This is a genomic window from Paenibacillus sp. FSL H8-0261, from assembly GCF_045040645.1.
GTDB lineage: Bacteria > Bacillota > Bacilli > Paenibacillales > Paenibacillaceae > Paenibacillus_AQ.
Window position 1 is genome coordinate 29,481 of record NZ_CP150297.1, and the last position, 24,392, is coordinate 53,872.

Annotated in this window: 29 protein-coding genes, 1 rRNA gene and 1 riboswitch; of the genes, 27 read left to right on the forward strand and 3 right to left on the reverse strand. The window is 44.7% G+C overall.

The window, feature by feature from the left end; translation table 11 throughout:
- Positions 1-49 precede the first annotated feature (49 nt).
- Together rrf and MHI27_RS00115 are read left to right on the forward strand one after the other, a co-directional pair.
- Positions 50-166: ribosomal RNA gene (gene rrf, locus MHI27_RS00110) — 5S ribosomal RNA — on the forward strand.
- Between the two features lie 255 nt (positions 167-421).
- The gene (locus MHI27_RS00115; protein WP_076300968.1) at positions 422-835 is read left to right on the forward strand and encodes a hypothetical protein; all 414 of its coding nucleotides are present in this window, start codon (positions 422-424) and stop codon (positions 833-835) included.
- Positions 836-907: 72 nt separating this feature from the next.
- Here MHI27_RS00115 and MHI27_RS00120 read toward each other — a convergent pair whose 3' ends face one another.
- Positions 908-1,432, reverse strand: a complete 525-nt coding sequence (locus tag MHI27_RS00120; protein ID WP_042183802.1) for a hypothetical protein — start codon at positions 1,430-1,432, stop codon at positions 908-910.
- Between the two features lie 208 nt (positions 1,433-1,640).
- Here MHI27_RS00120 and MHI27_RS00125 point away from each other — a divergent pair, with 208 nt between their 5' ends.
- From MHI27_RS00125 to rsmI, 10 genes are all read left to right on the forward strand, one after another.
- Positions 1,641-1,826 (forward strand): sigma factor G inhibitor Gin, encoded by a 186-nt coding sequence (locus tag MHI27_RS00125; protein WP_042123074.1) that lies wholly within the window; start codon positions 1,641-1,643, stop codon positions 1,824-1,826.
- A gap of 209 nt (positions 1,827-2,035) precedes the next feature.
- Positions 2,036-3,577 carry an aminotransferase class I/II-fold pyridoxal phosphate-dependent enzyme gene (locus MHI27_RS00130; RefSeq protein ID WP_405175346.1) on the forward strand — a complete coding sequence of 514 codons (1,542 nt, stop codon included), beginning with the start codon at positions 2,036-2,038 and terminating at the stop codon, positions 3,575-3,577.
- Positions 3,578-4,219 carry a dTMP kinase gene (tmk, locus tag MHI27_RS00135; protein WP_042183814.1) on the forward strand — a complete coding sequence of 214 codons (642 nt, stop codon included), beginning with the start codon at positions 3,578-3,580 and terminating at the stop codon, positions 4,217-4,219.
- 123 nt (positions 4,220-4,342) lie between these two features.
- Positions 4,343-4,672, forward strand: a complete 330-nt coding sequence (locus MHI27_RS00140; RefSeq protein ID WP_042183817.1) for a cyclic-di-AMP receptor — start codon at positions 4,343-4,345, stop codon at positions 4,670-4,672.
- A gap of 49 nt (positions 4,673-4,721) precedes the next feature.
- Complete coding sequence (locus MHI27_RS00145; RefSeq protein WP_042183820.1) at positions 4,722-5,165, forward strand: YaaR family protein; 444 nt, start codon at positions 4,722-4,724, stop codon at positions 5,163-5,165.
- Between the two features lie 117 nt (positions 5,166-5,282).
- On the forward strand, positions 5,283-6,257 hold the full coding sequence (gene holB, locus MHI27_RS00150; RefSeq protein ID WP_042123085.1) for a DNA polymerase III subunit delta': 975 nt from the start codon (positions 5,283-5,285) through the stop codon (positions 6,255-6,257).
- A gap of 137 nt (positions 6,258-6,394) precedes the next feature.
- Positions 6,395-7,195, forward strand: coding sequence for a stage 0 sporulation family protein (locus tag MHI27_RS00155; protein ID WP_076286882.1), 801 nt, complete (start codon positions 6,395-6,397; stop codon positions 7,193-7,195).
- Between the two features lie 31 nt (positions 7,196-7,226).
- On the forward strand, positions 7,227-7,592 hold the full coding sequence (yabA, locus tag MHI27_RS00160) for a DNA replication initiation control protein YabA (protein WP_042123089.1): 366 nt from the start codon (positions 7,227-7,229) through the stop codon (positions 7,590-7,592).
- Between the two features lie 77 nt (positions 7,593-7,669).
- Positions 7,670-8,443, forward strand: a complete 774-nt coding sequence (locus MHI27_RS00165) for a tRNA1(Val) (adenine(37)-N6)-methyltransferase (protein WP_042183822.1) — start codon at positions 7,670-7,672, stop codon at positions 8,441-8,443.
- Entirely contained in the window at positions 8,440-9,354 is a 915-nt protein-coding gene (gene rsmI / locus MHI27_RS00170) for a 16S rRNA (cytidine(1402)-2'-O)-methyltransferase (protein WP_042183824.1), read from the forward strand. Before MHI27_RS00165 ends, rsmI begins: the two co-directional genes overlap by 4 nt.
- Positions 9,355-9,679: 325 nt before the next feature.
- Here rsmI and MHI27_RS00175 read toward each other — a convergent pair whose 3' ends face one another.
- Positions 9,680-9,934: an AbrB/MazE/SpoVT family DNA-binding domain-containing protein gene (locus MHI27_RS00175; protein WP_042123095.1), complete on the reverse strand. Its 255-nt coding sequence runs from the start codon at positions 9,932-9,934 to the stop codon at positions 9,680-9,682.
- A gap of 304 nt (positions 9,935-10,238) precedes the next feature.
- Between MHI27_RS00175 and MHI27_RS00180 the strand changes: the two genes are divergently transcribed.
- From MHI27_RS00180 to MHI27_RS00240, 13 genes are all read left to right on the forward strand, one after another.
- A complete protein-coding gene (locus MHI27_RS00180; protein ID WP_042183826.1) occupies positions 10,239-11,522 on the forward strand; it encodes an HD domain-containing protein in 1,284 nt (427 codons plus the stop codon).
- A 111-nt stretch (positions 11,523-11,633) separates the two neighbouring features.
- Positions 11,634-12,404, forward strand: coding sequence for a TatD family hydrolase (locus MHI27_RS00185; RefSeq protein WP_042183828.1), 771 nt, complete (start codon positions 11,634-11,636; stop codon positions 12,402-12,404).
- A gap of 197 nt (positions 12,405-12,601) precedes the next feature.
- Positions 12,602-12,831: riboswitch (cyclic di-AMP (ydaO/yuaA leader) on the forward strand.
- 281 nt (positions 12,832-13,112) lie between these two features.
- Entirely contained in the window at positions 13,113-14,276 is a 1,164-nt protein-coding gene (locus tag MHI27_RS00190; protein WP_042183829.1) for a 3D domain-containing protein, read from the forward strand.
- A gap of 176 nt (positions 14,277-14,452) precedes the next feature.
- A complete protein-coding gene (gene rnmV, locus MHI27_RS00195) occupies positions 14,453-15,004 on the forward strand; it encodes a ribonuclease M5 (protein WP_042183831.1) in 552 nt (183 codons plus the stop codon).
- Positions 15,001-15,885: a 16S rRNA (adenine(1518)-N(6)/adenine(1519)-N(6))-dimethyltransferase RsmA gene (gene rsmA / locus MHI27_RS00200; RefSeq protein ID WP_042183833.1), complete on the forward strand. Its 885-nt coding sequence runs from the start codon at positions 15,001-15,003 to the stop codon at positions 15,883-15,885. The genes rnmV and rsmA overlap by 4 nt, the downstream gene beginning before the upstream one ends.
- Positions 15,886-15,956: 71 nt before the next feature.
- A complete protein-coding gene (gene yabG / locus MHI27_RS00205) occupies positions 15,957-16,859 on the forward strand; it encodes a sporulation peptidase YabG (RefSeq protein ID WP_042183835.1) in 903 nt (300 codons plus the stop codon).
- 414 nt (positions 16,860-17,273) lie between these two features.
- A complete protein-coding gene (gene veg, locus MHI27_RS00210) occupies positions 17,274-17,549 on the forward strand; it encodes a biofilm formation stimulator Veg (protein WP_019914493.1) in 276 nt (91 codons plus the stop codon).
- 181 nt (positions 17,550-17,730) lie between these two features.
- The gene (locus MHI27_RS00215) at positions 17,731-17,907 is read left to right on the forward strand and encodes a small, acid-soluble spore protein, alpha/beta type (protein ID WP_042183837.1); all 177 of its coding nucleotides are present in this window, start codon (positions 17,731-17,733) and stop codon (positions 17,905-17,907) included.
- Between the two features lie 140 nt (positions 17,908-18,047).
- Positions 18,048-18,902 (forward strand): 4-(cytidine 5'-diphospho)-2-C-methyl-D-erythritol kinase, encoded by an 855-nt coding sequence (gene ispE, locus MHI27_RS00220; RefSeq protein WP_042183839.1) that lies wholly within the window; start codon positions 18,048-18,050, stop codon positions 18,900-18,902.
- Positions 18,903-18,978: 76 nt separating this feature from the next.
- Entirely contained in the window at positions 18,979-19,806 is an 828-nt protein-coding gene (gene purR / locus MHI27_RS00225) for a pur operon repressor (protein WP_042183840.1), read from the forward strand.
- A 210-nt stretch (positions 19,807-20,016) separates the two neighbouring features.
- Complete coding sequence (gene spoVG, locus MHI27_RS00230; protein WP_042123119.1) at positions 20,017-20,307, forward strand: septation regulator SpoVG; 291 nt, start codon at positions 20,017-20,019, stop codon at positions 20,305-20,307.
- A 272-nt stretch (positions 20,308-20,579) separates the two neighbouring features.
- The gene (glmU, locus tag MHI27_RS00235) at positions 20,580-21,980 is read left to right on the forward strand and encodes a bifunctional UDP-N-acetylglucosamine diphosphorylase/glucosamine-1-phosphate N-acetyltransferase GlmU (RefSeq protein ID WP_042183845.1); all 1,401 of its coding nucleotides are present in this window, start codon (positions 20,580-20,582) and stop codon (positions 21,978-21,980) included.
- 87 nt (positions 21,981-22,067) lie between these two features.
- Complete coding sequence (locus MHI27_RS00240) at positions 22,068-23,021, forward strand: ribose-phosphate diphosphokinase (RefSeq protein WP_036678796.1); 954 nt, start codon at positions 22,068-22,070, stop codon at positions 23,019-23,021.
- Positions 23,022-23,137: 116 nt separating this feature from the next.
- Here MHI27_RS00240 and MHI27_RS00245 read toward each other — a convergent pair whose 3' ends face one another.
- The gene (locus MHI27_RS00245) at positions 23,138-23,338 is read right to left on the reverse strand and encodes a hypothetical protein (RefSeq protein WP_042183847.1); all 201 of its coding nucleotides are present in this window, start codon (positions 23,336-23,338) and stop codon (positions 23,138-23,140) included.
- 124 nt (positions 23,339-23,462) lie between these two features.
- Here MHI27_RS00245 and pth point away from each other — a divergent pair, with 124 nt between their 5' ends.
- Both pth and MHI27_RS00255 read left to right on the forward strand, forming a co-directional pair.
- Positions 23,463-24,023, forward strand: coding sequence for an aminoacyl-tRNA hydrolase (pth, locus tag MHI27_RS00250; protein WP_405175347.1), 561 nt, complete (start codon positions 23,463-23,465; stop codon positions 24,021-24,023).
- 84 nt (positions 24,024-24,107) lie between these two features.
- A complete protein-coding gene (locus tag MHI27_RS00255; protein ID WP_042123127.1) occupies positions 24,108-24,338 on the forward strand; it encodes an anti-sigma-F factor Fin family protein in 231 nt (76 codons plus the stop codon).
- Positions 24,339-24,392 lie beyond the last annotated feature (54 nt).

The window sequence follows — 24,392 nt, forward strand, 5'->3', positions numbered from 1 at the left end:
ATTCAGTTTTCAGGCGATTAAGCCTGAGCATTTACGCTGTAAATGCCCGTTTGGTGGCGATAGCGGAGGGGTTCCACGCGTACCCATCCCGAACACGACCGTTAAGCCCTCCAGCGCCGATGGTACTTGGACCGAAGGGTCCTGGGAGAGTAGGACGTTGCCAAGCAGATTAAGCCATTGTTGATAATATCAGCAGTGGCTTTTTTTCTTTTTTATTATGCAAGTATTTAAGGCTAGTAATAACAGTAGAATAGGTTACTGTGGAATGACATTTTTGTTACCGACGCTGCGGTGGATACAAGTATAATAGAAAAGTGCTAATAGTTAGCAGATCTTTAATACGAAGGAACTACTCATAAATTCTAACTTTGAATTTTCTTGTGTCTTTAGATGCATTGTAGAGGTAGGGAGGATTTAAGGCATGAAACAATTAAAAATATTCAAGTTAATAATGATTTCTTGTATTTTAACTTTAATACTGGCAGGTTGCGGGGCTAAAGAACCTAAGTGGGATACTTTTGAGGGTGCACTGAATGAGAAAAGCTTCCCTGTCCCCCATGAGGCAAACTCACCAGACCAGACCACTACTAACGTTGCTATGGATTATGTACGTTATTCTTTACCTGGATTAAAGGAGAAGAATGGTATTCCGGATCCTTATTTGGAGGCTATTAAAGCCTGGGGATGGACAGAACAGGAAGATGATGATAGTGATTCTTCGGGCGTTTTTCTGAAGGATGGGTTAACGGTTCATTTAACAGTGCACGATGATTATTTTGTAGTGATGATTCCTAAAGAAAAGAAGACCTCCATTAAAGGCCTTAAGACGAAATAAAGAATCGCCATCCCTAAGGATGGCGGTTTATTTTTTAATACGTGAAAATAATATGAGCTATACTGCTGCACTTTATTGAGAGTAATAGGATACATCGGTCGGATTGAATTTCAGCATGCCTCCCTGATCCTGTCGATTCAGTCTGAACAGAGTATAAAGACGAGGCAGTAGGAGCCATAAGTGGCAAGTGATCAGTGATACTGTAAATGCTGGCGGTGACCAGAAAATAAAGAGTGCTGCAATACAAAGACCGATATAGAAATTATGTAGCTGTACTTTACGGAATATACGGTAACTAATATGTTGATCAGGCATAAACCCTAACCAAGGCAGTTTAAATGAGACAGACCATCTTTTTGAAATGGGGTGTCCTGAGATTAAAAGAACTGAGCGTGAAATGACATATTGAACCCAGAAGGCTACAGGCGCTGCTATGATTATGTAAAGAATGCTCCACCAGGAAAGAAATACGGTTTCGAGCACAAGGACTAATAAGGGAAGCATAATATAAATAGGCAGCAGGCGTGCCGTTAGATTTACTTTTTTAATTAGTTTATATTGATAGAATGTAGCTGCACCTTTGGTAGTGGGTTCCATAGATTATAGTCTAACCTCCTCTTGAATTCGTATGTTCTTAATATCGGCGATTGGATGTATTTTATTAAACTGCGGCGAAAATTCACCGATATAACGGCAACGGAATATATATAATGCACGATACGAAGGATATGAAAAAACTATGAAAAGGTTTAAAATGATAGAAGGTGTATCATACTGTTCTTAAAAGAGTCAAGGTGGGATGGTTATGGAACAGCAAACCGGGCAAGCTTGTATCATTTGTGGACAGGTAAAAGAGGAAGGTATTGTGATTGTCTCGCATTTTATTTGTGAGGAATGTGAGGCTGAGATGATACGTACCGAGGCTGAAGATGCCAAGTACCGTTTTTTTATCGGCCGGATGAAGAAGATTGGATTGCAAAAGAACGCTTAAGTAGAGTAACTCTGTTAAATGATGCAATTAAGAGAGCGGTCTGGATGAAAGATACGAAGGCTGCATTAGTGATATTCAATACACGGCTTCCTCGTTCTTCAGGCGGGAGGAGCCGTTTTGTTGTCCAAAGAGCCGCTTTTACACTGAAGCGTAGGCGTTTGCGAATATTTACGTTAAAATAGAAGGAACCCTATGGGAAGGAATTTAATATGAATAAATTACAACGTTGTAGGGCGCCTATATACGAAATGCTGGAACAATATAGAATTATGGGTAATAGATCATATCATGTGCCAGGTCATAAGAATGGAGAGGCATATGATGGCGTTGAAGGCGCTGGCTTTTTAGATGAGGTAATGAAGTATGATGTTACGGAAATTTCCGGAACGGATGATCTTCATCATCCTGAGGGAGTTATCAAGGAAGCGCAAGAGTTGGCAGCAGATTGCTTTGGAGCAGAGGAAAGCTTTTTTCTGGTTGGAGGAAGTACAGCCGGCAATCTGGCTCTTATTCTAACCGCTTGTCCCGAGCCTGGAATGATTATGATTGTTCAACGCAATGTGCATAAGTCAGTCATTCATGGACTGATGTTGGCTGGAGTACATGCTGTTTTTCTGGAGCCTCTGATTGATCCACTCAGCGGCTTGGCAGTGGCGCCGGCGGCCGAAGCTGTTAAGGCTGCACTTGCAGCCTATCCTGAAGCCGCAGCTGTACTTGTTACCATGCCGAATTATTACGGCATGGGTAGTGATCTTGCGCCCCTCGCGAGTATTTGTCACGACAGCGGTGTACCGCTGCTTGTGGATGAGGCGCATGGGGCGCATTACGGGCAGCACCCGGCGCTGCCAGCCGGGGCACTTGCTTGTGGCGCGGATGGCGTCGTGCAGTCCACGCACAAGATGCTCACAGCGATGACCATGGGCGCTATGCTGCATGTTCAAGGGTCGCGGCTCAACCGCGCCCTGCTCCGGCAGCGGCTCGCCATGGTGCAGAGCTCCAGCCCATCATATCCTATGATGGCGTCGCTGGATCTTGCCCGGCGGCTGCTGCACAGCCGGGGCAAGGGTGCCTTCACGGCGGGGCTGGCCGCCGTGGACGTTCTGCGGCGCGGGCTCGCGGAGCTGCCGCGCTACGGACTAGTGCAGCCGGCAGAGCCGCTGCACCCGAATACGCCGCCTGATTCTTTGGCGGCGTATGTGACACAGGACCCCTTTAAAGTCGTCATTTATGACGCCATCGGGGTCCTGAGCGGCTTCGAGCTGCAGCGCAAGCTCGAGGCAAAGGGCTGCGTGCCGGAGATGAGCGATGACCGGCACGTAGTGCTGCTGTTCAGCCTTGGATCGAAGGCTGGAGATGCAGATCATTTGCTGCAGGCGCTGCGGGAAATAGATTCGGAGGAACCTTCCGAATCACCGAACGCCCCCGACTTATCAGGCGCTCGCAATATTTCCACGTGGAACAATTTCCATTCTTTACAAATCTCAGATCCTGTTCACTTCTCATTGAAGCCGGTGTCGGCCAATGAGATTGAAAGTATTGATCTTGAACATTGCGTGGGTAGAGTGGCGGCAGAGATGGTTATTCCCTATCCACCAGGCATCCCGGTATTATATCCGGGTGAAGTGATCACAGATCAGATCCAAAGAAGGCTGGCTGGTTTAGCCAAAGGAGGCGCCAAATTTCAGGCTTGTGCTGATCCGGTCTTGCAGCGTATTGAGGTATACAACATTCAGAAGGGCGGAGAAGCATAAGTGGGAAAAGAAGGTTTCTTCATAACATTAGAAGGGGGCGAAGGCTCCGGAAAAACAACGGTACTAGGTAGAGTAACGGCCTATTTACAGAACCGGTCCATGCCTTATCGAATTACCCGTGAACCGGGTGGCGTTGAGATTGCTGAGAAGATTCGTTCCATTATTCTAGATCCTGCCCATACAGCTATGGATGCGCGTACAGAGGCATTACTATATGCTGCATCAAGAAGCCAACATCTCGCCGAAGTCGTTGAACCGGCTCTTAGAGAAGGGCTTACTGTACTCTGTGACCGCTTTGTAGACAGCAGCCTCGTTTATCAAGGACATGCGAGAGGACTCGGAATAGAAGAGGTATGGAGTATTAATCGTTTTGCGATAGGGAACCGTATGCCGGATCTAACCTTTTATCTGGATGTAGACCCAGAGATAGGGTTGTCACGGATTGCAGCGAATCAAGAACGGGAAGTGAATCGTCTGGATCTGGAGAGCCTTTCTTTTCATAAGAAGGTCCGTGAAGGCTATCAATTATTAGCCCAGGCCAATCCGGACAGAATAGTAGTTCTGGATGCTAATCGCCCCATTCATATGGTAGAACAAGATATCGTGAGAACTCTTGAAGAGAGAGTATTAAAGGGTTTTTAGGGTGTTTTGTCTAATATACTAAGAGAAGTGACATATAATTAGGCGTGTGCTTATGAAGTAAGGGTTACTACGAGTAACTCTAAGTAGTAATACACCATAAAAGTATTGGGAGGGAATGCGAAGATGAAGTTGATCATTGCAATTATCCAGGATAAAGACAGTAACCGGTTGTCCAGCGAGCTAGTCAAAGCCAATTTCCGTGCTACTAAACTTGCAAGTACAGGTGGATTTCTACGAGCGGGGAATACGACATTTATGATCGGGGTAGAAGACAGTCAGATTGAATCCGTATTGACGGTAATCCGAAACAGTTGTAAAGTGCGTGAGCAGTTAGTCACTCCTGTAACACCGATGAGTGGAACAACGGATTCGTATTTGCCACTTCCTGTTGAGGTACAAGTGGGTGGAGCTACTGTATTCGTACTTCCTGTAGATCGTTTTGAACATTATTAAGTATAATATAGATTAGCAAGCCATTTATAAAAAGGGCGGTAGATAACCTTTGAAGATCAATCCGGGGTATAGGCCCTTGAAGAGTGAGATGCCAAATGCAGAAGGGGCTAACAAACCCGTTCAGCAAAAAACGTTCTCTGATGTTTTTCAGCAGCAAAGTGAGCAGAAAACCAAAGATGAACTGAATCGCCAGATCAAAGAAATACAGTCTCAAGGCGATCGTTTATCTAAGTCTATGACGATTCGTGAGCTTACCATCTACCGGATGATGATCAAAAGATTTCTGGAGGAAACGGCTCGAAGAGGCGTCATTCTGAAGGAAACACGCGGATGGGATCGACGTGGACGTGGCAAGCGTTACAAGCTGCTTGAGGAAATTGATTCGGCTTTGCTATCAATGGCAGATGATTTGCTGAATAGTGAGCAAGGCCGGATCGATCTGTTAGGACGCGTTGGAGAAATCCGTGGGTTGTTAATCAACCTTTCTTTTTAAAATATAAGAAAGTATATGCTTTACACTATACTTTAGCCTTATATTTCTCGATTAAACACTTATCGTCCTTATAAGGACGATAAAGGCGTTTATGTTTGAAAGTTTTGGGAGGAAATTATGCCTTTTCATGATATAGTAGGCCAGGAGAACGCCAAGCGGCTACTCCAAAACGCCTTGCGCAAAGAAGCTGTGAGTCATGCTTATTTATTTACAGGGCCGGCAGGCAGTGGACAAATGAAAACGGCGCTGATGTTTGCCCAAGCTATATTTTGTACCCAGAGCAAGGACGATGCCTGTGGGGAATGCCTGGAGTGCCGCAAAGTAGAACATGGAAACCACCCTGATTTGTCACTGCTGCAGCCAGATGGAGCAAGTATTAAAATAGATCAAATCCGTGAGCTGCAGCGCGTCTTTTCCTATCGGTCAGAGGGTGTGAATCCGAAAGTTTATATTATAGATGGAGCAGACAAAATGACGGTACAAGCTGCCAATAGTCTGCTGAAATTTCTGGAGGAACCACCAGCTCCGGCTGTTGGAATCTTAATTTCTGATAATAGCCGTTCCTTATTGCCAACCATTCAGTCGCGGACTCAGCGGATTCCATTTAGTCCGTTAAACCCGGATATTATGCTCCAAGCTCTGGCAAGTGAGGGCGTTCCCATACCCTTAGCTCGATGTGCAGTATCACTTAGTTCAGGACTTGATGGTTGCAGGAAACTTTTGGAACAGAATTGGTTTGCAGAAATGAGAAATGTAATGTTACAATTAGCTAAGGAGTCCTTAGGCAAGGGCAGCTCCGCTGTAGCAACTGCTGGGCAGAAGCTGTTCAAGACCGGACTCGCTGAACATTTGGATATCTTCTTCAGCATGTTCCATCTGTGGTTTAAAGATATGCTTTACTTCCTGTATCGTAAGCATGAGAGTATCGTTTTCATAGATCAGTTAGACTTTATTTCCAGGCATGCCCGTGAGCGGAGTGCGGAACAATGGGTGGCTTATATGGGATTTGCTGCAGAGAGCACTAAGAAGCTGCGATCCAATGCCAATGCCCAATTGTGTCTGGAGCAGTTTTTAATCCGACTGGAAAGTTAAAGGATTAGTTATGATATATCCTCCGGATGTCGCTTTACCTGGAAATATCGTTTTAACAGACGAGGAAGGAAGCATGGATCATCAGGGAGCGGACATGCCCATAGATTCCTTTTACCGGCAAACAAGGGGGTTAATTTTTGTACAGCGTAGTAGGTGTCCGTTTTAAAAAAGCGGGTAAAATATATTATTTCGATCCACTTGATTTTCCGATTGAACGGGATCAACATGTTATTGTGGAGACAGCACGTGGGGTTGAATACGGTAAAGTTGTCGTAGGCAAAAAAGAGGTGGAAGAATCCGACGTAGTTTTGCCCCTCAAAAAAGTGATGCGTATTGCCGGAGAAACCGACGCACGCGTAGTTGAAGAGAACAAAGGGGCCGCTAAAGAGGCTTTTACCACCTGTTTAAATAAAATACGCGACCACGGTCTCAAAATGAAGCTCGTCGATGTAGAGTTTACTTTTGACCGTAATAAGATTATATTTTACTTTACGGCCGAAGGACGGGTCGACTTTAGAGAATTGGTTAAAGATCTAGCAAGTATCTTCCGGACCCGCATTGAGCTACGGCAAATTGGGGTGCGTGATGAGGCTAAAATGCTAGGTGGACTTGGACCTTGTGGGCGAGTGCTTTGTTGTTCATCTTGGTTAGGGGATTTTGAACCCGTATCCATTAAAATGGCGAAGGATCAGAACCTGTCACTTAATCCGACGAAGATTTCAGGACTTTGTGGACGTCTGATGTGTTGTTTGAAATTTGAGCATGACAATTATGAGAGTGTAAAGGAAGAAATGCCAGCGGTCGGCAAGATTGTCGTGACCTCATTGGGTGATGGCAAAGTAGTAGGACTTAATGCCGGAAGCCGTACGGTTCATGTACAGTTGTTTGAAGTGGGCAAAGTTAAGGAACTTCCAATGGATGATGTTGTCGTCAAGTAAACCATTATAAGGTTACTTTCGGGGTGGAAACTTGGAGAAGAAAAATATATTTGCACACATGCAGGATATGGAAGCACAGATGGAAACGATGCGCGCCAATCTTGGAGAATGGAAACAGACGGTAAAAGAACTGATGGAAGCTAATCAGAGGTTAACTCTGGAGAATGAACAGCTTCGCAAAATTTTAAAGCGGGATGCACCTTTGGATCCTACCGTAGATTCTGCGGAGGCGGAAGCTCTTTTAGCTGCCGGAGAGGGAACAGAAGAGGTTGTCGGGGAAGGTTATGACAACTTGGCCCGGCTTTACCATGAAGGCTTTCACATCTGTAATGTTTATTTTGGACATTTACGTACGGAAGGTGATTGTCTGTTCTGTCTTTCTTTTCTTAATAAATGAGGATATCCAGCCGTAGGAGATTGATCCTACGGTTTTTTTTGAATTTTAGCTCAACAAAACATTTAGGAGATTACTACATGACAAATTCTTTTAATGATATATCTGTTCCTTTGTTGCCGACGGAGCGGGTGGATGATTTATTAACGCATGACTTGCGCATTATTCAAAGTGACGAAGTATTTAGCTTTTCTATGGATGCTGTACTGCTTGCCCGTTTCGCCAGCGTTCCGCCTCGTGGGAGAGTCCTGGATCTTTGTACTGGGAATGGTGTAATTCCTATTTTGATGACGACCCGAACTAAAGCTTCTATAGAAGGGATTGAAATTCAGCCCCGTTTAGCGGATATGGCTCGGCGTAGCGTGGCTCTAAATGGGCTACAGGATCAGGTTGTGATCCATGAAGGTGATTTACGTGAGTTATATAAAGTAGCAGGACATGGCGTATATGATGCAATAACAGTCAATCCTCCTTATATGCCGCTTAACGGCAGTGACCTCAAGCTGAACACTCATCAGGCTATGGCTCGTCATGAAATCGGGTGTACGCTGGAGGAGGTCATTCAAGCCTGTGTGAGACTGGTTCGCACCGGTGGAAAGGTAAGTATGGTTCACAAGCCACAAAGATTGGTCGATATTATTAGTCTTATGAGAAAATATAGGCTCGAGCCTAAGATTATTCGCTTTGTACATCCACGTGCGCATCTGGAAGCTAATATGGTATTAATTGAAGCGATACGTGATGGTAAGCCGGAGGTTCGTTTACATCCACCACTCATTGTATATAATGAGGACAATCAATACTGTCCAGAAATTATGGACATCTACTATGGTGCTAAAGAGGGTAAATCATGACGATATCATGCCAAAGCAGTTTTCAGAACAATAACAATACACATAAGCAGGAATCAACCGGTTCACTTTTTTTGGTGGCAACACCCATCGGTAATTTAGAGGATATGACTTATCGTGCTGTCCGCACTTTGCAGGAATGCGATATTATTGCAGCTGAGGATACAAGACAAACTCGGAAATTGTTGAGCCATTTTGAAATTACACCCTCTATGCTGTTCAGTTATCATGAGCATAATAAGGCTGCCAGTGGACCTGAACTTATCCGCTATATAATAGAAGGAAAAAATTTGGCACTCGTCAGCGATGCCGGTTTACCAGCCATTTCCGACCCTGGTGCAGACCTTGTAGCCCTTGCCATAAGTCATGGTATACCAGTAATTCCTATACCCGGAGCTAACGCAGCTTTGTCAGCATTAATTGCCTCTGGTCTGCCTACGACTACTTTCACTTTTATCGGCTTCTTACCTCGAGAACGTAAAGATATCCGTGCGGTATTAAGTCCACTTCGTTCGGCGCAAGGGACTATACTGTTCTACGAATCTCCACATCGCGTGGTGAAGACACTGGCTCATCTCCATGAAGCATTTGGCAATCGGCGAATTGTGCTTGCTCGTGAACTGACGAAGAGATATGAGGAGTTTCTACGTGGGACGATCGAGGAATGTACGGATTGGCTCGCTGAACATCCACCGCTTGGTGAGTATGTTATCGTCGTTGAAGGCGAGAGCAAGGAAGATGCTGAAATGGCGGAATCGGCTTGGTGGCGCCAGTTAAATATTGAAGAACATGTTGCTCATTACGAAGCAGCAGATATGCCGCGTAAAGAAGCTATGAAAAAAGCAGCCTCTGATCGTGGTGTGTCAAAGCGGGATATTTATAACGCACTTCTGGATAAAACGGAGCAGCAGTAAGTATTATTGACGGATTCTAATTCTAAGAGGCTAACAAGGTGCGGAGGGGTATTACGAAGCTGACGAGATTCTAGCCTGAAGGTGGTTCCCAAAAGGAAGCCCAAGATAGACCAGATCATGGTAAAAACTCGATTTGCTTCATGCTCTCACCGCATTCCCCATCATTATTAGGTGTCATGAGGGGAGTTAATCCTTGTAGACACCTTTTGGGCAGGAAACACAGGTGATTGCAGAAAAAAAATACCTCCCGCGGTCACGGGAGGTCAAGGAGATATGAAAAGGTTAGAATTAACAATTTGATTAGTTCTATTATATACTATTTATTTTAGTTTGTCACAGGGGTAGGGATAGTAGAAATGCATTCATGACAAACTATTTTTCCTTTGAAGTAAGTTACGTTCTCAGCGTTGCCGCAGAAAATGCAGGCAGGCTCATATTTCTTAAGCATAATGCGCTCACCATCAACGTAAATTTCAAGTGCGTCTTTTTCACCAATGCCAAGAGTACGGCGCAATTCAATGGGAATAACTACCCGTCCAAGTTCGTCTACTTTTCTTACAATTCCTGTTGATTTCATCATAACAATCGTTACTCCTCTCAATGTTCCAAAAACGTCATTATTCGACATTGTTCACTGTTTTATGATATTTATAATACCAACGATTCCCAAAACAGTCAACCTTTTTTCATCTGTTGAATAAGTGCTTTTTCACGAAAACTTTGAATTCCCTATAACAATCACGAATTCTAAAAAAAGTGAAAAAATAAACTTTGTCGATTTACCAAGACTAAAAACGTCACCATTCGACAAAGTACGACATAATTACTTATTATATACTTATATTGGTTAAAATCATATTAAATTTAATAAAGGAGTTGATCTCATGAAGCAGCCGCTCACAGAAGAAAAGGTTTTCAAAGATCCGGTTCACAATTATATCCATGTGCAGGATACTATTATTTGGCGACTAATAAATACAAAGGAATTTCAGCGTTTACGCCGTATTCGCCAGCTGGGGACCTCGTATCTTACTTTTCATGGCGCAGAGCATAGTCGGTTTTCTCATTCCCTAGGGGTGTACGAAATTACACGTAGAATTATTTCGCAATTTGAACGAAGCGGGTATAAGGATTGGATTCCTGAAGAAAGTCTGCTCACCTTGTGTGCGGCCTTGCTGCATGATCTGGGACACGGTCCATTTTCCCATTCTATAGAAGAAGCTTTTGAAATGAATCATGAGGATTGGACTTGTCGAATTATTCTGGAGGACACAGAGATTACTGAGATCTTACGTGATGTGGAGGAGGATTTTCCTCGTAAAGTAGCCTCTGTAATCGCTAAAACTTATGAGCATGAAATTGTTGTAAATCTGGTTTCCAGTCCGCTAGATGCCGATCGCATGGATTATTTGCTGCGTGATGCGTACTATACAGGTGTAAACTATGGGACGATCGACATTGATCGGATTTTAAGAATGCTGCGTCCTTATAATGGTCGAATTGTTGTAAAAGAATCGGGAATGCATGCCATTGAAGATTATTTAATGTCGCGTTATCAAATGTACTGGCAAGTCTATTTTCATCCGGTGACACGTAGCTCAGAGATTATTTTGCGACAAATTTTCCGTAGAGCCAAGGAGCTTTTCCAAGAGGGGTACAATTTTAGTTTCATGATTAATCCGCTGGAGGATTTGTTCCGTGGTGAGGTGACAGTGAAGCAATATTTAATGCTAGATGAAGCACTGGTACAGACGGCTTTTATGCAGTGGACACTTGAGAAAGATGAGCTACTAAGTGACTTGTGTACCCGTTTTATTCATCGTAAACTGTATAAATATGTTGAGGTGGAGAATCTCGATACAGATATGATTACTGAAATTCGCAGCAGTTTTGCGGCAGCCGGACTTCACCCAGAATATGATTTGGAGATTGATTTTCCGACAGATCTGCCCTATGATGTGTTCCGTCCGGGAGAAGCTTTTGACAATAAACAAATTCTGCTGCTTGATCGGCATGATCATCTGCGGGAAATTTCAGAGGTGTCGGATATTGTGCGTTCTATTAGCGGCATTCACCGTGGAAGATATCATCTTTATTTTCCTCAGGATAAGTTGAGAAATGCGCTTACGCGATTGCCTGCTTCTATTGCAGAGATTTTTGCAAAATAATACAAGAAAATATGGGATTTTTGACAAGAAGAGTAGAAAAATAAGATATCACGGATAGCGTGAAACTTATATTGTTATATATCTAAAAAAGAACAAGGAGTGAGGGTTAAAATGTTTCTGTTTGACACACATACGCATCTGGATGCACCTCAATTCGACGAGGATCGCGAAGAAGTTATCGCTCGTGCTGTAGAAGCAGGAGTTAGCAAGATGATTAATATCGGATTTAATCGGGAGACGATTCCCTCAACGATGAAGCTGGCGGAATCTTATGATTATATTTATGCGGCAGTGGGTTGGCATCCTCAGGATGCGATTGATATGAAAGAAGGAGATCTCGATTGGATCGCTTCTCTATGCAGTCATAAAAAAGTAGTGGCTATTGGTGAAATCGGACTGGATTATTACTGGGATACTTCTCCCAAGGATGTGCAACATGAAGTTTTTCGCAAGCAAATTGGACTAGCCCGTGAATTAAATATGCCGATTTGTATTCATGATCGTGATGCACATGAGGATGTTGTACGGATTTTACGGGAGGAAAAAGCAAATGAGGTTGGAGGCGTGATGCACTCGTTCTCAGGAAGCTGGGAAACAGCTAAAATGTGCTTGAATCTTGGTTTTCATTTATCCTTTGGAGGACCCATTACGTTCAAAAATGCAAGAGTGCCAAAAGAAGTGCTTGCGCAGACACCACTAGACCGATTATTGATCGAAACCGATGCTCCATATTTGACTCCACACCCCTTCCGCGGGAAGCGAAATGAGAGCGCTCATGTGAAGCTTGTAGCAGAGGCAGCAGCTGAAATTAAAGGGTTAACATGGGAAGAATTGGCTAAAATAACGTATGCGAACGCACTGGAACGATTTGGGATTGAGTGAAAACGGGAGCAAAACAGGTGAAAAATAGAGAATGGCCGATATATTAAACTTTTTTAATATAAAAACGGCTGAATATTACAATATTTTAACCATATTTTTGCGTAAACGTGGTTGAATCGTCCTTTACAACATGCATCAAAACAGGATATCATCTTTTCAGTGATGTGAGCTGTGTTATAGTGACAGCCATTGATTCATGGATCGTCTCGCTGAGTCTCCGTATGGAGAACGGGGGAACCAATATTGACCTACCGCATGCCTGTATTTTAAATACGGTTTAGACGTGCCGTAGGACAGTATTTGATTTCTTCACGTGGTCTTTGGGGTGAATTTAAGGGCAACCGCCATGAGCGGGTGACCTGAAATAGGGCGTCTCTCTTTCGTCCGAACCCGACAGCTAACCCCGTAAGCGCAAGTAAGAGAGGCAACCTCGTGCACAAGCATTCTCTATTCTGATATTGGAGAAGCCACGAAAGAGTCCTCAGTTGAACTCTTTTTAGGCTTTTTTATTTTTGAATAAATAGAATGTTGCCCACATACTGTTATATAACAGGGGTGGGAGTAGCTGTGCCGAGCAGGCGATCCATGAGCAGGAGACGCTAAGTTATTACGTGCGTGTCCTGTGACAATCTCAAATAGTTTCGTCAAAGGAATTCAGTCCTCATGATATACAATTGACGACGGGGCTATGTAAGGAGGATGGAGAGAATGGGCGTATTCCAACCAGAAGTATCCCATGATTCGCAGTCATCCAGCAGGTCTTTCGCATTACGGTGGGAGCAAGTAAATACTCGCGTACTTTTACTTGCAGGCGTGATTTCAGTCGCTATCGCGCTACTTATTCTGCTGTACGTACACGGTCAAAGTAACAAACAATTATTTTTAGTAATAGACGGGCAAACACAGACGCTTGAAACGCGGGAAGCGCTTCTTGGTGATGTGTTGGAGAAAGAGCAAATTTCGCTGCAGCCGCATGATGAACTATCTTTAGGTCTGAGTGATGAAATAAAAGACGGTGACCGTGTCGTTATCAATCGTGCGCAGAAAATTAGTCTTACTGCGGATGGAGCAACAAAAACGTTATATACGACCGAGGACACAATTGGTAAAGCAATTGAGAAAATGGGCATTACCCTAGAAGGTCATGATAAGATTTTCCCTTCGTTAGACACCACCATTTCTGCAAACATGGAGGTTAAGATTGTTCGCATCAACAAACAGACCGTACAGCGAACAACTAACTTACCCTTCAGAGTCATCAAGACAGCAGACCCCTCCCTTACTGTGGGAACAGTTAGAGTGGCACAGGCAGGCAAACCAGGCGTCATGATTCAGCATATTGAGAAGATCTACCAAGACGGAGAACTGGCCTCTATGCGCATGATTGGTAAGGAAGTACAAACGGTAACGAAAGATAAGATTATTGCCGTTGGTACCAAAGCACTTCCTAAGCCGGCTGTAGCTAAGACTACAACAACTTCCAAATCAAACACCACTTCAAAAACGGCTAAGGTTAGCGCTAAGACTAATAATGTCACAAGCAAGGCTGGCGTAGACTTTGAGTACAAGAAGATGATTAAGAACGTCTCCATGACAGCTTATTCATCAGAAGAGCCAGGTATTGGTAACAAAACTGCTTCCGGAACACGCGTAACGGAAGGTCGTACAATTGCGGTAGACCCGAATGTAATTCCTATTGGCTGGTGGGTATATATCGAGGGGCTTGGATTCCGCCGAGCAGAAGATACTGGCGGTGCCATTAAAGGCAATAAAGTAGATGTCTATTATGATTCACTGAGCCATGTGCGTAATTTCGGACGTAAATCACGTACCGTTTATGTGATTGGACCTGTGAAGCCGGAGTTAAACTAGGCTGAAGCTTTTGCAAATTATTCTTTGATAAGCTATAGTGATGATAACCGTTAAGGAACGCCAGATGATCATTTCGTTGATCGCAGAGCAACCGCTCATCACTTATACATTCTTTAACCAAAAGAAGAGGAGCGAAACCTCTTCTTTTTTGCTTTTTTTGGAAGGAGTCAAGAGATATGATTAAGGAATTAATTGTCGTTGAAGGTAAGAGTGATACCGTCGCTGTTAAACGTGCTGTAGAAGCAGATACGATCGAAACAGGGGGCTCGGCTGTAGACCGGACCGTAATTGCGAAGATCGCGCTTGCTATGGAGCGTAGAGGAGTGATTATCCTTACTGACCCGGATCATGCGGGTGAACGAATTCGTAAGATTGTGTCCGCAAAGGTGCCGGGCTGTAAGCATGCCTTCATTCCTGAGAAGGACGCAACCCGCAAGGGAGATATCGGTGTGGAGAACGCTTCACCAGAGGCGATTCGTCATGCGCTGCGGAATGTACATACCTCTTTTGAAGGTGCACCTGCTTTAATTGGACTTGATGATTTAATGGCCGCTGGAATGCTTGTACACCCTCGGGCAGCTGAAAGACGTATGGCACTTGGTAATTTGCTTGGAATCGGATATTGTAATGGCAAGCAGCTGTACAAGCGGCTGGCGATGTTTGGAATTACGCGGGAGGAATTTGCCGGAGCTCTCGCCCAAATTGATCAGGGGGGCATTACTTCATGAGTGGTAGAGAGGAAATTTCGACTCCAAAACGGACGAAAGAAATTATTCAACGTTATGGATTCAAGTTCAAGAAGAGCTTAGGACAGAATTTTTTGATTGATCAAAATATATTGGACAAGATTGTTGACGCTGCTGGGCTAGATAGCGAATCAGGGGCATTGGAAATCGGTCCTGGGATTGGTGCCCTGACGGAGCGTTTGGCGCTAACCGCTGGTGCGGTGACCGCTGTGGAGATCGACCGTAGGCTGATTCCTATTTTAAGGGACGTACTTTCCCCTTATCCGCATGTTAAGGTTCGTAATGATGATGTTCTGAATGTAAATCTGCAGGAGCTGTTCAAAGAAGATTTTGCATCCGTGAACAAGGTAAGCGTAGTTGCCAATCTGCCGTATTATGTAACTACTCCGATTCTGATGAAGCTGCTCGAAGAGAAGCTTCCGCTTGATAACATCGTTGTAATGATTCAGAAAGAGGTTGCGGAGCGTATGGCTGCTTCTCCGGGAGGAAAGGAGTATGGGAGCCTTAGCATTGCCGTGCAGTACTACAGCGAGCCTGAGCTCGTCTGCATTGTGCCGCGTACGGTGTTCATTCCTCAACCTAATGTGGAGTCCGCTGTAATCCGTCTAAAGGTAAGAGAGCGTCCACCGGTAGAAGTTGAGAGTGAGAAGCACTTCTTTGAGGTCGTCCAAGCTTCTTTCACACAGCGTCGCAAAACGATTGCTAACAATCTCAAGGCTCGTTACTTCCCTGAAGAGGGACGTGAGCGTCTGGAGGCTTTACTCGCAGAAGCTGGTATTGAACCAACCCGTCGTGGAGAAACGTTAAGTCTAGAAGAATACGCCCGATTGAGCGGTGTTCTGTTGGCTGCTGGAATTGAATAAGCTAAAAACATAGCTAGTTATGAACCAACTGAGGCCTTTGCCCATACGATGGGGTAGAGGTGGTGGTTGTAATGAATTTAGGAGACTTGGTCGTTCGCAAATCTTATGGCGGAGATTTGACTTTTCGTGTAGATCATATTGTGCAGGACAGAGCCGTCATTAAAGGCACAGATTTCCGTCTGTTGGCGGATTCTCCTCTGAATGACTTGGTTCAAGTGCCTCCTACCCGAATTACGGAAAGAGGACAGCAGGCACAGATTAAAGCGAATGAATCACTGACACAGCTGCGGAAAGACCGACAGGAGCAAAGTCAGCGGAGCGGGAGCGCTCTATCAGAAGGAGCATGGGCTCCATCGCCCAAGGAAGCTGCTTATTTTGAAGTGCCGGGAAAAGTACTGCATCTGGATGGCGATCCAGCGTATTTGAATAAGAGCCTTAGCTTATACGAGCAATTGCGGATCCCTGCTGAAGGCCATCATGTTCATGAGTCCGCAATGGCTGACACTTTATACCGGCTGCTGCCCCGCGTGCGTCCAGATATTGTGGTGATTACCGGTCATGACGGGGTGCTGAAGCAACAGCATACTTACGATCTTCACAGTCTGAGCAGCTATAAAAATTCGCAAAACTTCGTAGCTGCTATTAGGGTAGCTAGGGATTATGAGCGAAATTTTGATGCGTTGACGATTGTTGCAGGTGCTTGTCAGTCACATTTTGAAGCACTGCTGGGGGCAGGGGCGAATTTCGCCAGTTCTCCTGGACGGATATTGATCCATGCCCTAGACCCAGTTTATGTAGCGGCAAAATCGTCGTTCACGCCCATTAGGGATACGGTGAATCTGAGTGAGGTTTTGAACAACACCATTAGTGGTAATCAGGGAATCGGCGGTATTGAGACCCGTGGCAGCTTCCGTATTGGGATGCCGCGTCTGCAGAACCTGTCAGCACTAAAAGTGACACCTTCCGCAATTTAATCGACAGGTACTGGTCTATTTTCAAAGCTAATAGGTAATTTGGAGTGGCCGAATAGAGTAACGCGAAGAAAGGGTGAGCGATGAGCTTAACCCTTTTTTTATATAAGAAAGTATAAGTTTCACGCTATACATTATCCTTATATTTCCCGCATTAACGCTAACCGTCCTTATAGGGACGACGCCAAAGGCGATTATGCTTGTGTGAAATGGTAGTTATCTTTAAAGATCGACAATGTTATTTTTCTTGCTTTGTGGTAAACCTATTACAGATAACAAGGCTATTAGTTCGCCTCTGATTCTCCGCAAAAAAATTCCGTTGACAACCAAATATTCATCATCTATAATTATTTATTTGCTTTGACAAACACCTGGGGAAGTTGTATAATGGACAAGAAAAGAGGTGGTCGTCAGGCAATGGCTAATAACGCGCTGTTGGAAATCAAACGCAGTCTCGAAGCTCACGTCGGTCATAAGATCACGTTGCGTGCAAACGGAGGTCGTCGTAAAACCGTAGAACGCACCGGTGTCCTGGAAGAAACGTACCCTTCTGTATTTATTGTCAAACTGGATCAGGAGCAGCAAACATTCAAGCGAGTCTCCTATAGCTATGCCGATATCCTTACTGAATCTGTGGAAATCACAGTATGTGAAGACGATGGGCAGATGCGGATTATGTATATTAAAGCTTAATGTTTCACGGGCAGCTTCCTTTGGAGGCTGTTTTTTATTTGTATCAGAAACGGTTGTCCTTCATAAAGGACGACTGTTTCTTTTTTTTGCGTTAATATTCAGTGAATGATCCTTGTTCTAAGCAAGCATACTAATTGAGCAATCGGTTTATCATTTTCTTTCATAAGGGAGGAATTCCGTAATGAGCCGCAGAAAACGAGGCATGATGTCGGAAGAACTAAAGACAGAGTTAGCCAAGGAGCTTGGTTTTTACGAAACGGTGGAACGTGAAGGCTGGGGAGGAATACGGGCGAAGGATGCAGGTAATATGGTAAAAAGAGCGATTCAGCTCGCTGAAGAGGCTGCCCGGAAATCTTAATCTTTAGCGTGTGAACAATTATTTAACGAAAAAGGGTGCGTCTAACTGGCGACACCCTTTTATTATTGGACTTCATTAGAAGTTTTTCATATAATATGTTAAGTTGTTTTTACGGGAAAAGCTGAAGGTGGGTGAACGCCTTGAAAATGTATGAGAAGGCACCAGCTAAAATTAATTTGATGCTGGATGTGCTGCACAAGCGTGCTGACGGTTTTCATGAGGTGGAAATGATTATGACCATGGTAGATTTAGCAGACCGTTTAGAGCTGTCTGAGCTGCCAAGGGATACTATTATAATATCAAGTCAAGCGGGTTATATTCCCCTAGATGAGAAGAACCTGGCCTTTCAAGCGGCTAGGCTTATTAAAGAGCGTTATAACGTGAAGAGTGGTGTACATATCCATCTGGATAAAAGAATACCGGTGGCAGCTGGCCTGGCTGGCGGCAGCAGTGATGCAGCGGCTACCCTACGTGGTCTGAACCGACTGTGGCGCCTAGGTATACCTGCGCAGGAGCTGCAGGAGCTTGGCGCTGAGCTTGGCTCAGATGTGCCTTTCTGCGTTACAGGTGGCACTGCCTTGGCAACAGGTCGTGGCGAGAAGCTGACGCCGATTAAGAATCCTCCGCAATGCTGGGTAGTATTGGCTAAGCCACCTATCAATGTATCGACTGCGGAAGTATACGGACGTGTGCGGAGCAATAATATAGCTGTTCATCCTTCGGCTCGAAAGATGCAGGACGCGATCGAAGCTGGAGATTTTGGGGGCGTGTGTAATCATCTGGGCAATGTGCTTGAGGATGTTACCCTAAAGCTACATCCAGAGGTCCAGCAGCTCAAAGAGGCGATGGTTAAGCTCGGAGCAGACGGAGTGTTAATGTCCGGCAGCGGTCCTACAGTGTTCGGTTTAGTGTCCAAGCAGTCTAAAGTAGCAAGAATTTATAATGGACTGCGAGGGTTCTGCAAGGAAGTCTATGCAGTGAGATCACTTAATTAGTATGCTTCTCTTGTGTAAACCCGTACAAAAGTGATATATTTTTCATAAAATATTCGGTTTTGGCGAGGAGCATTCCGTGAAGAAATTAAAAAGAAGCCAACGTTTGGTAGACATGACTCAGTTTTTACTTGAGCGGCCACATGACCTACTGCCGCTGTCTATATTTGCCGATCGGTATGGAGCGGCTAAGTCCTCCATCAGTGAAGATTTGGCAATCATAAAAGAAGTATTTGAAGGTGAGGGCATTGGAGAGCTTCAGACCTTAGCCGGTGCAGCAGGTGGAGTACGTTATATTCCTGTGATGCCTAAAGAAATGGCGCTCTCTTTTGTTAAACGTTTATGTGTGCAGCTGGAACAGACAGATCGGATATTGCCTGGTGGTTATTTGTATATGTCGGACCTGCTTGGACTGCCATCTTTGATGGAGCAAGCTGGGAAGATCATCGCAACGGCCTTTTATGGATCGGAAATCGATGTGGTGATGACAGTAGAAACTAAAGGGATTCCGCTAGCCTATGCAACGGCAGCACAGCTCGGCTTGCCAGTGGTGCTGGTACGACGTGATCATCAGGTTACAGAAGGCTCAGCAGTAAGCATTAATTATGTATCTGGATCACATAAGAGCATACATACCATGTCTCTTTCTAGACGAGCACTCAAGGAGAAATCACGGGTACTCATTGTAGATGACTTTATGAAGGCAGGCGGGACCGTTCGAGGGATGGTTGATTTACTCGGTGAGTTCAATGCCGAAGTTGCTGGAGTGGGTGTGTTGGTCGAATCAGGTGCAGTAGAGACGGAAGAGCGTCTGTTGCATGACTATGTTTCTTTAGTGAAACTAAGCGAGGTAGACTCGAAAGAGCGGCGGATTTCCGCGCATCCGGGTAACTACTTTTCCTCTTGATAGATTGACGTTTCTTTGTTTTCAAAAAGCGTGGAAATTGTCGAAAACGTAAGGGATATTAAGAAAATCACCCGATGCGTGTCGAAAACAACAGATCCTAAAAAATATATTTCTTTTTTAGGTATTTTATGGAATCAAAAAGAAGGAATTCGCTTTGCTGTGTGGAATTATACACCAAGTCTCTGATGGAAAAAGGTGGTGAACACACACATGCAAATTACGGATGTCAGACTCCGCCGCGTTAACTCTGAGGGGAGAATGAAAGCAATCGCATCCATTACAATCGATAACGAGTTTGTTGTTCATGACATTCGCGTCATCGATGGTAATAACGGGATGTTTGTTGCAATGCCCAGCAAGCGTACACCGGATGGCGAATTCCGCGATATCGCTCACCCGATCTCTTCGGGAACACGCGAGAAGATTCAATCCGCGGTTCTGGCCGAGTACGATCGCGCCGCTACTGAAGAAGAAGAAGAAGTTATTGAAGAGGGAGCTTAGGCTGCCTCGGAAGACGGCTACCTTTTGGGTGGCGTAGGATCCGCCGTTTTTGATAAGATCATACCGAATATACTTCATGACTTAAGCAGCTTGATCTTGCAAGAAAAGCTAGCGCTAGTGAAGGATTTGACGACATCTTCGAAAGGCAGCGATAAATGCTTTTCTAACATGGGGTTTATAGAAAAGAGAACCATGACTTCATGGTTCTCTTTTCTTTTTGCCCGGAATGAGATATATTCAGTAGTGAGTTCAAGAGTAGGAGGTTGGCATTCTTGAAAAGAATGGCTGTAGTTCTTGCCGCAGGTCAAGGCAAGCGAATGAAATCTAAATTATATAAGGTGCTGCACCCCGTTTGCGGTAAGCCAATGGTAGGGCACGTGCTTGATACAGTAGAAGCGACCGGATGCCAGCGCACCGTTGTTGTTGTTGGGCATGGCGCAGAGAAGGTTAAGGCCTATGTAGGGCAAAGTGCGGAATACGTGCTGCAGGAAACTCAGCTCGGTACTGGTCACGCTGTCAAACAAGCTAAGGATTTGCTCGGTGGTGAAGAAGGAACGACGATTGTTGCTTATGGTGACACTCCGCTTATTACATCGGAGACGCTGATAGGATTGATGGCTCTGCATGAGGAGCGTCAGGCGGCAGCGACTGTATTAACCGCAGTAATGGATGATCCATCTGGATTAGGACGGATTATACGTAGTGAAGATGGCGGCTTAATGAAGATCGTAGAACAGAAAGATTGTAATGCCGAACAGGCAGCTATTCATGAAATCAACACAGGAATTTATTGCTTTGATAACATCAAGTTATTTTCGGCTTTAGAGAAGGTTACTAACAGCAATAATCAACAGGAATATTATTTGACAGATGTTATCAGTATTTTGCGTGAGCAAGGTGATCTTGTTCTAGCATTCCAGACTGAGGATGCTAACGAGTCTATTGGTGTTAATGACCGTTTAGCTTTATCTGATGCGGAAGGTATTATGCGTCAACGTATCAACCGCAAACATATGCTGGGTGGCGTAACCATAATCGATCCTGCCTCCACATATATCGGAGCAGATGTAGTCATTGGGTCGGATACAACGATCTATCCAGGAACCATCTTGAAGGGTAAAACTGTAATCGGTGAGAACTGTGTGATCGGACCGGCAAGTGAAATCGAAGATTGTCAGATCATGGACGACGCGACGATTAAGCAGTCCGTATTGAATCAAGCACAAGTTGGCGCACGGACTACCGTTGGGCCTTTTGCCTATTTGCGTCCAGGTTCTATACTTGGAGAAGAAGTGAAGGTTGGAGATTTCGTCGAGATCAAGAATGCTACGATTGGTGACGGTTCTAAGGTGTCGCATCTTAGCTATATTGGCGACGCATCTGTGGGTAAGAATGTAAACGTCGGTTGCGGTGCGATTACTGTTAACTACGACGGGTATAATAAATTTACGACAACAATTGAAGACGATGCCTTTATCGGCAGTAACGTTAACCTTATTGCACCGGTTTCTGTGGGCAAGGGGGCTTTTGTTGTAGCTGGTTCGACAATTACGCGTTCCGTTTCAGAGAACGATCTGGCTGTTGCCAGAGTACGGCAGGAGAATAAACCGGGATATGCAGAGAAGATCCGTTCCCGTGCAAAAGCGAAGAAAGACCACTCGAGTCCATCGTAAAGCGTTGCTAAGAAGCGCCGGACGGACTTGAATTTCCGCGCCGGCGCCTTTGGAAAGCTAAATTCCGTCACGGAGGGTTTAAATTTTATGACTTATTGTGATTCCAAATTAAAGATTTTCACCTGTAACTCCAACCCAAAGCTTGCTAGTCAAATCGCTGATTACATCGGAATTCCGATGGGTGAATCGCATACTACAAGTTTTAGCGATGGAGAAATTCAGGTCAAGCTGTCAGAGAGCGTTCGGGGTTGTCATGTGTATATTGTTCAATCCACCTGCGGCCCGGTTAATGACAACCTAATGGAGCTTTTAGTTATGGTGGATGCACTCAAACGCGCCTCCGCAAAAAGCATCAATGTGGTTATCCCTTACTATGGTTACGCTCGTCAAGATCGGAAAGCTCGTTCCCGTGACCCTATTACAGCCAAGCTGGTAGCAAATTTGATTGAAAAAGCCGGCGCCCACCGTGTAATTACGATGGACCTCCATGCTATGCAGATTCAGGGATTCTTTGATATTCCAGTGGATCACTTGCTGGGAGTTCCTATCCTGGCTCAGTATTTCCGTTCCAAACAAATCGAGAACCCAGTTGTCGTATCGCCAGATCACGGCGGTGTAGTACGTGCAAGAAAGCTTGCTGATTTCCTGAACGCTCCGCTTGCAATTATAGACAAGCGTCGTCCAGAGCCGAATGTCAGCGAAGTCATGAACATTATCGGTAATATTGAAGGTAAAACAGCCATTCTGATCGATGATATTATCGATACTGCTGGAACTATTGTACTTGGTGCTAATGCTTTGATGGAAGGCGGCGTGAAGGAAGTATACGCTTGCTGTACACACCCAGTATTGTCTGGTCCTGCACATGAACGTCTGGAGAATTCTCCAATTAAAGAGATTATCGTGACAGATACGATTCCAATTCGCAGCGCGAACCCAACTTCTAAACTCAAAGTGTTGTCCGTGGCTCCACTTATGGGTGAGGCAATTATCCGCGTTCATGAAGAGTTGTCGATTAGTAAATTGTTTGAGATTGAATAAATATAAGGATAATGTATAGCGTGAAACTTATACATTCTTATATTGTACAAAAGGGTTACACCTCCACTCTCGGAGATGTAACCCTTATCGGCGTGATGCAGGTAGAAGCGCTGGCTTCAATACCCGGCGCGGGAGACGAAGGTGAATATGCTGCGGTTATAGAGTGTCCCTTGCAGCTCCACGAATCCTTCGTCCACTGCTGTCAATACACCAATGTCAATGTGCACGTCGCCTCTGTATATTTCCACAGGCACAGCATATTGGATATGGTACTGAAAATCGCGCTGATGTGTTAAGATTCCACTTTGATGTAGCATAGGTTATCACCTGTCTTCGGAGTATAATTTCGCTCTGGTTGCACAGAGATATGTAGATAAGATCTATTGTACCAAAAACGGACTTCTCTTGCCGGAGAGCCCGATGGAAAGGAAAGGTTCGATAATGAAATGGATTGTCGGATTGGGAAATCCGGGAACACAATATGCGAAAACAAGGCATAATGTTGGTTTTATGGCATTGGATGAGCTTGCGGCTCAGAACGGGATTTCCTTCAACCAAAGCAAATGTAAATCCGTGATCGGTGAAGGGGTTATCGGGGGAGTCAAAACCGTATTGATTAAACCGATGACCTTTATGAATTTGTCCGGTGAGGCCGTTCGCGCTTATATGGATTTTTACAAAGTTAAACTAGAAGATATGATCGTCGTCTACGATGATCTGGATACCGAAATCGGAAAAATTCGCTTGCGTTATCAAGGTAGTGCTGGTGGGCATAACGGAATTAAATCGATCATTCAGCATGTAGGTACTCAAAGCTTTAATCGGGTACGCATGGGTATTTCTCGCCCTGAACCGGGTTTTGCAATAGTGGATTATGTTCTCTCTTCTTTTCCTAAAAAGGAAGGCGATCCACTGAAGCAGATGATCCTTAATACTTGTGATGCACTGGAGTTCAGCTTACAGAATTCATTCGAACAGACGATGGCTAAATTCAATGGTTGATCTGTAAACTCTGTTGGTTATGAGGCTAAAGATGATGCTCCCCGGACATACTGAAGGTATATAGTACCTTCAGGAGGCATATAGATGGCAATAAACTATGTATGTAGGCACTGCAAGACATCTCTAGGCAGCATTAATAGAAGTGATGTTACAGAAATGCAGTTGGGCCTTCATTCCTTGACCCCTGCGGAGCGCAGAGATATAATAGCGTATAATTCAGAAGGTGAGATCACGGTAAAGGTGACTTGCGACTATTGCAAGGAGGCTTTAGAGCATAATCCGGAGCTTAGCTTGCTGACGAGTCCGCTTCAGTAGGTGATAGCGCCTGTCTCTATCGTCATCCGCAAGCCTTGGCGTTACAGCTGAGGC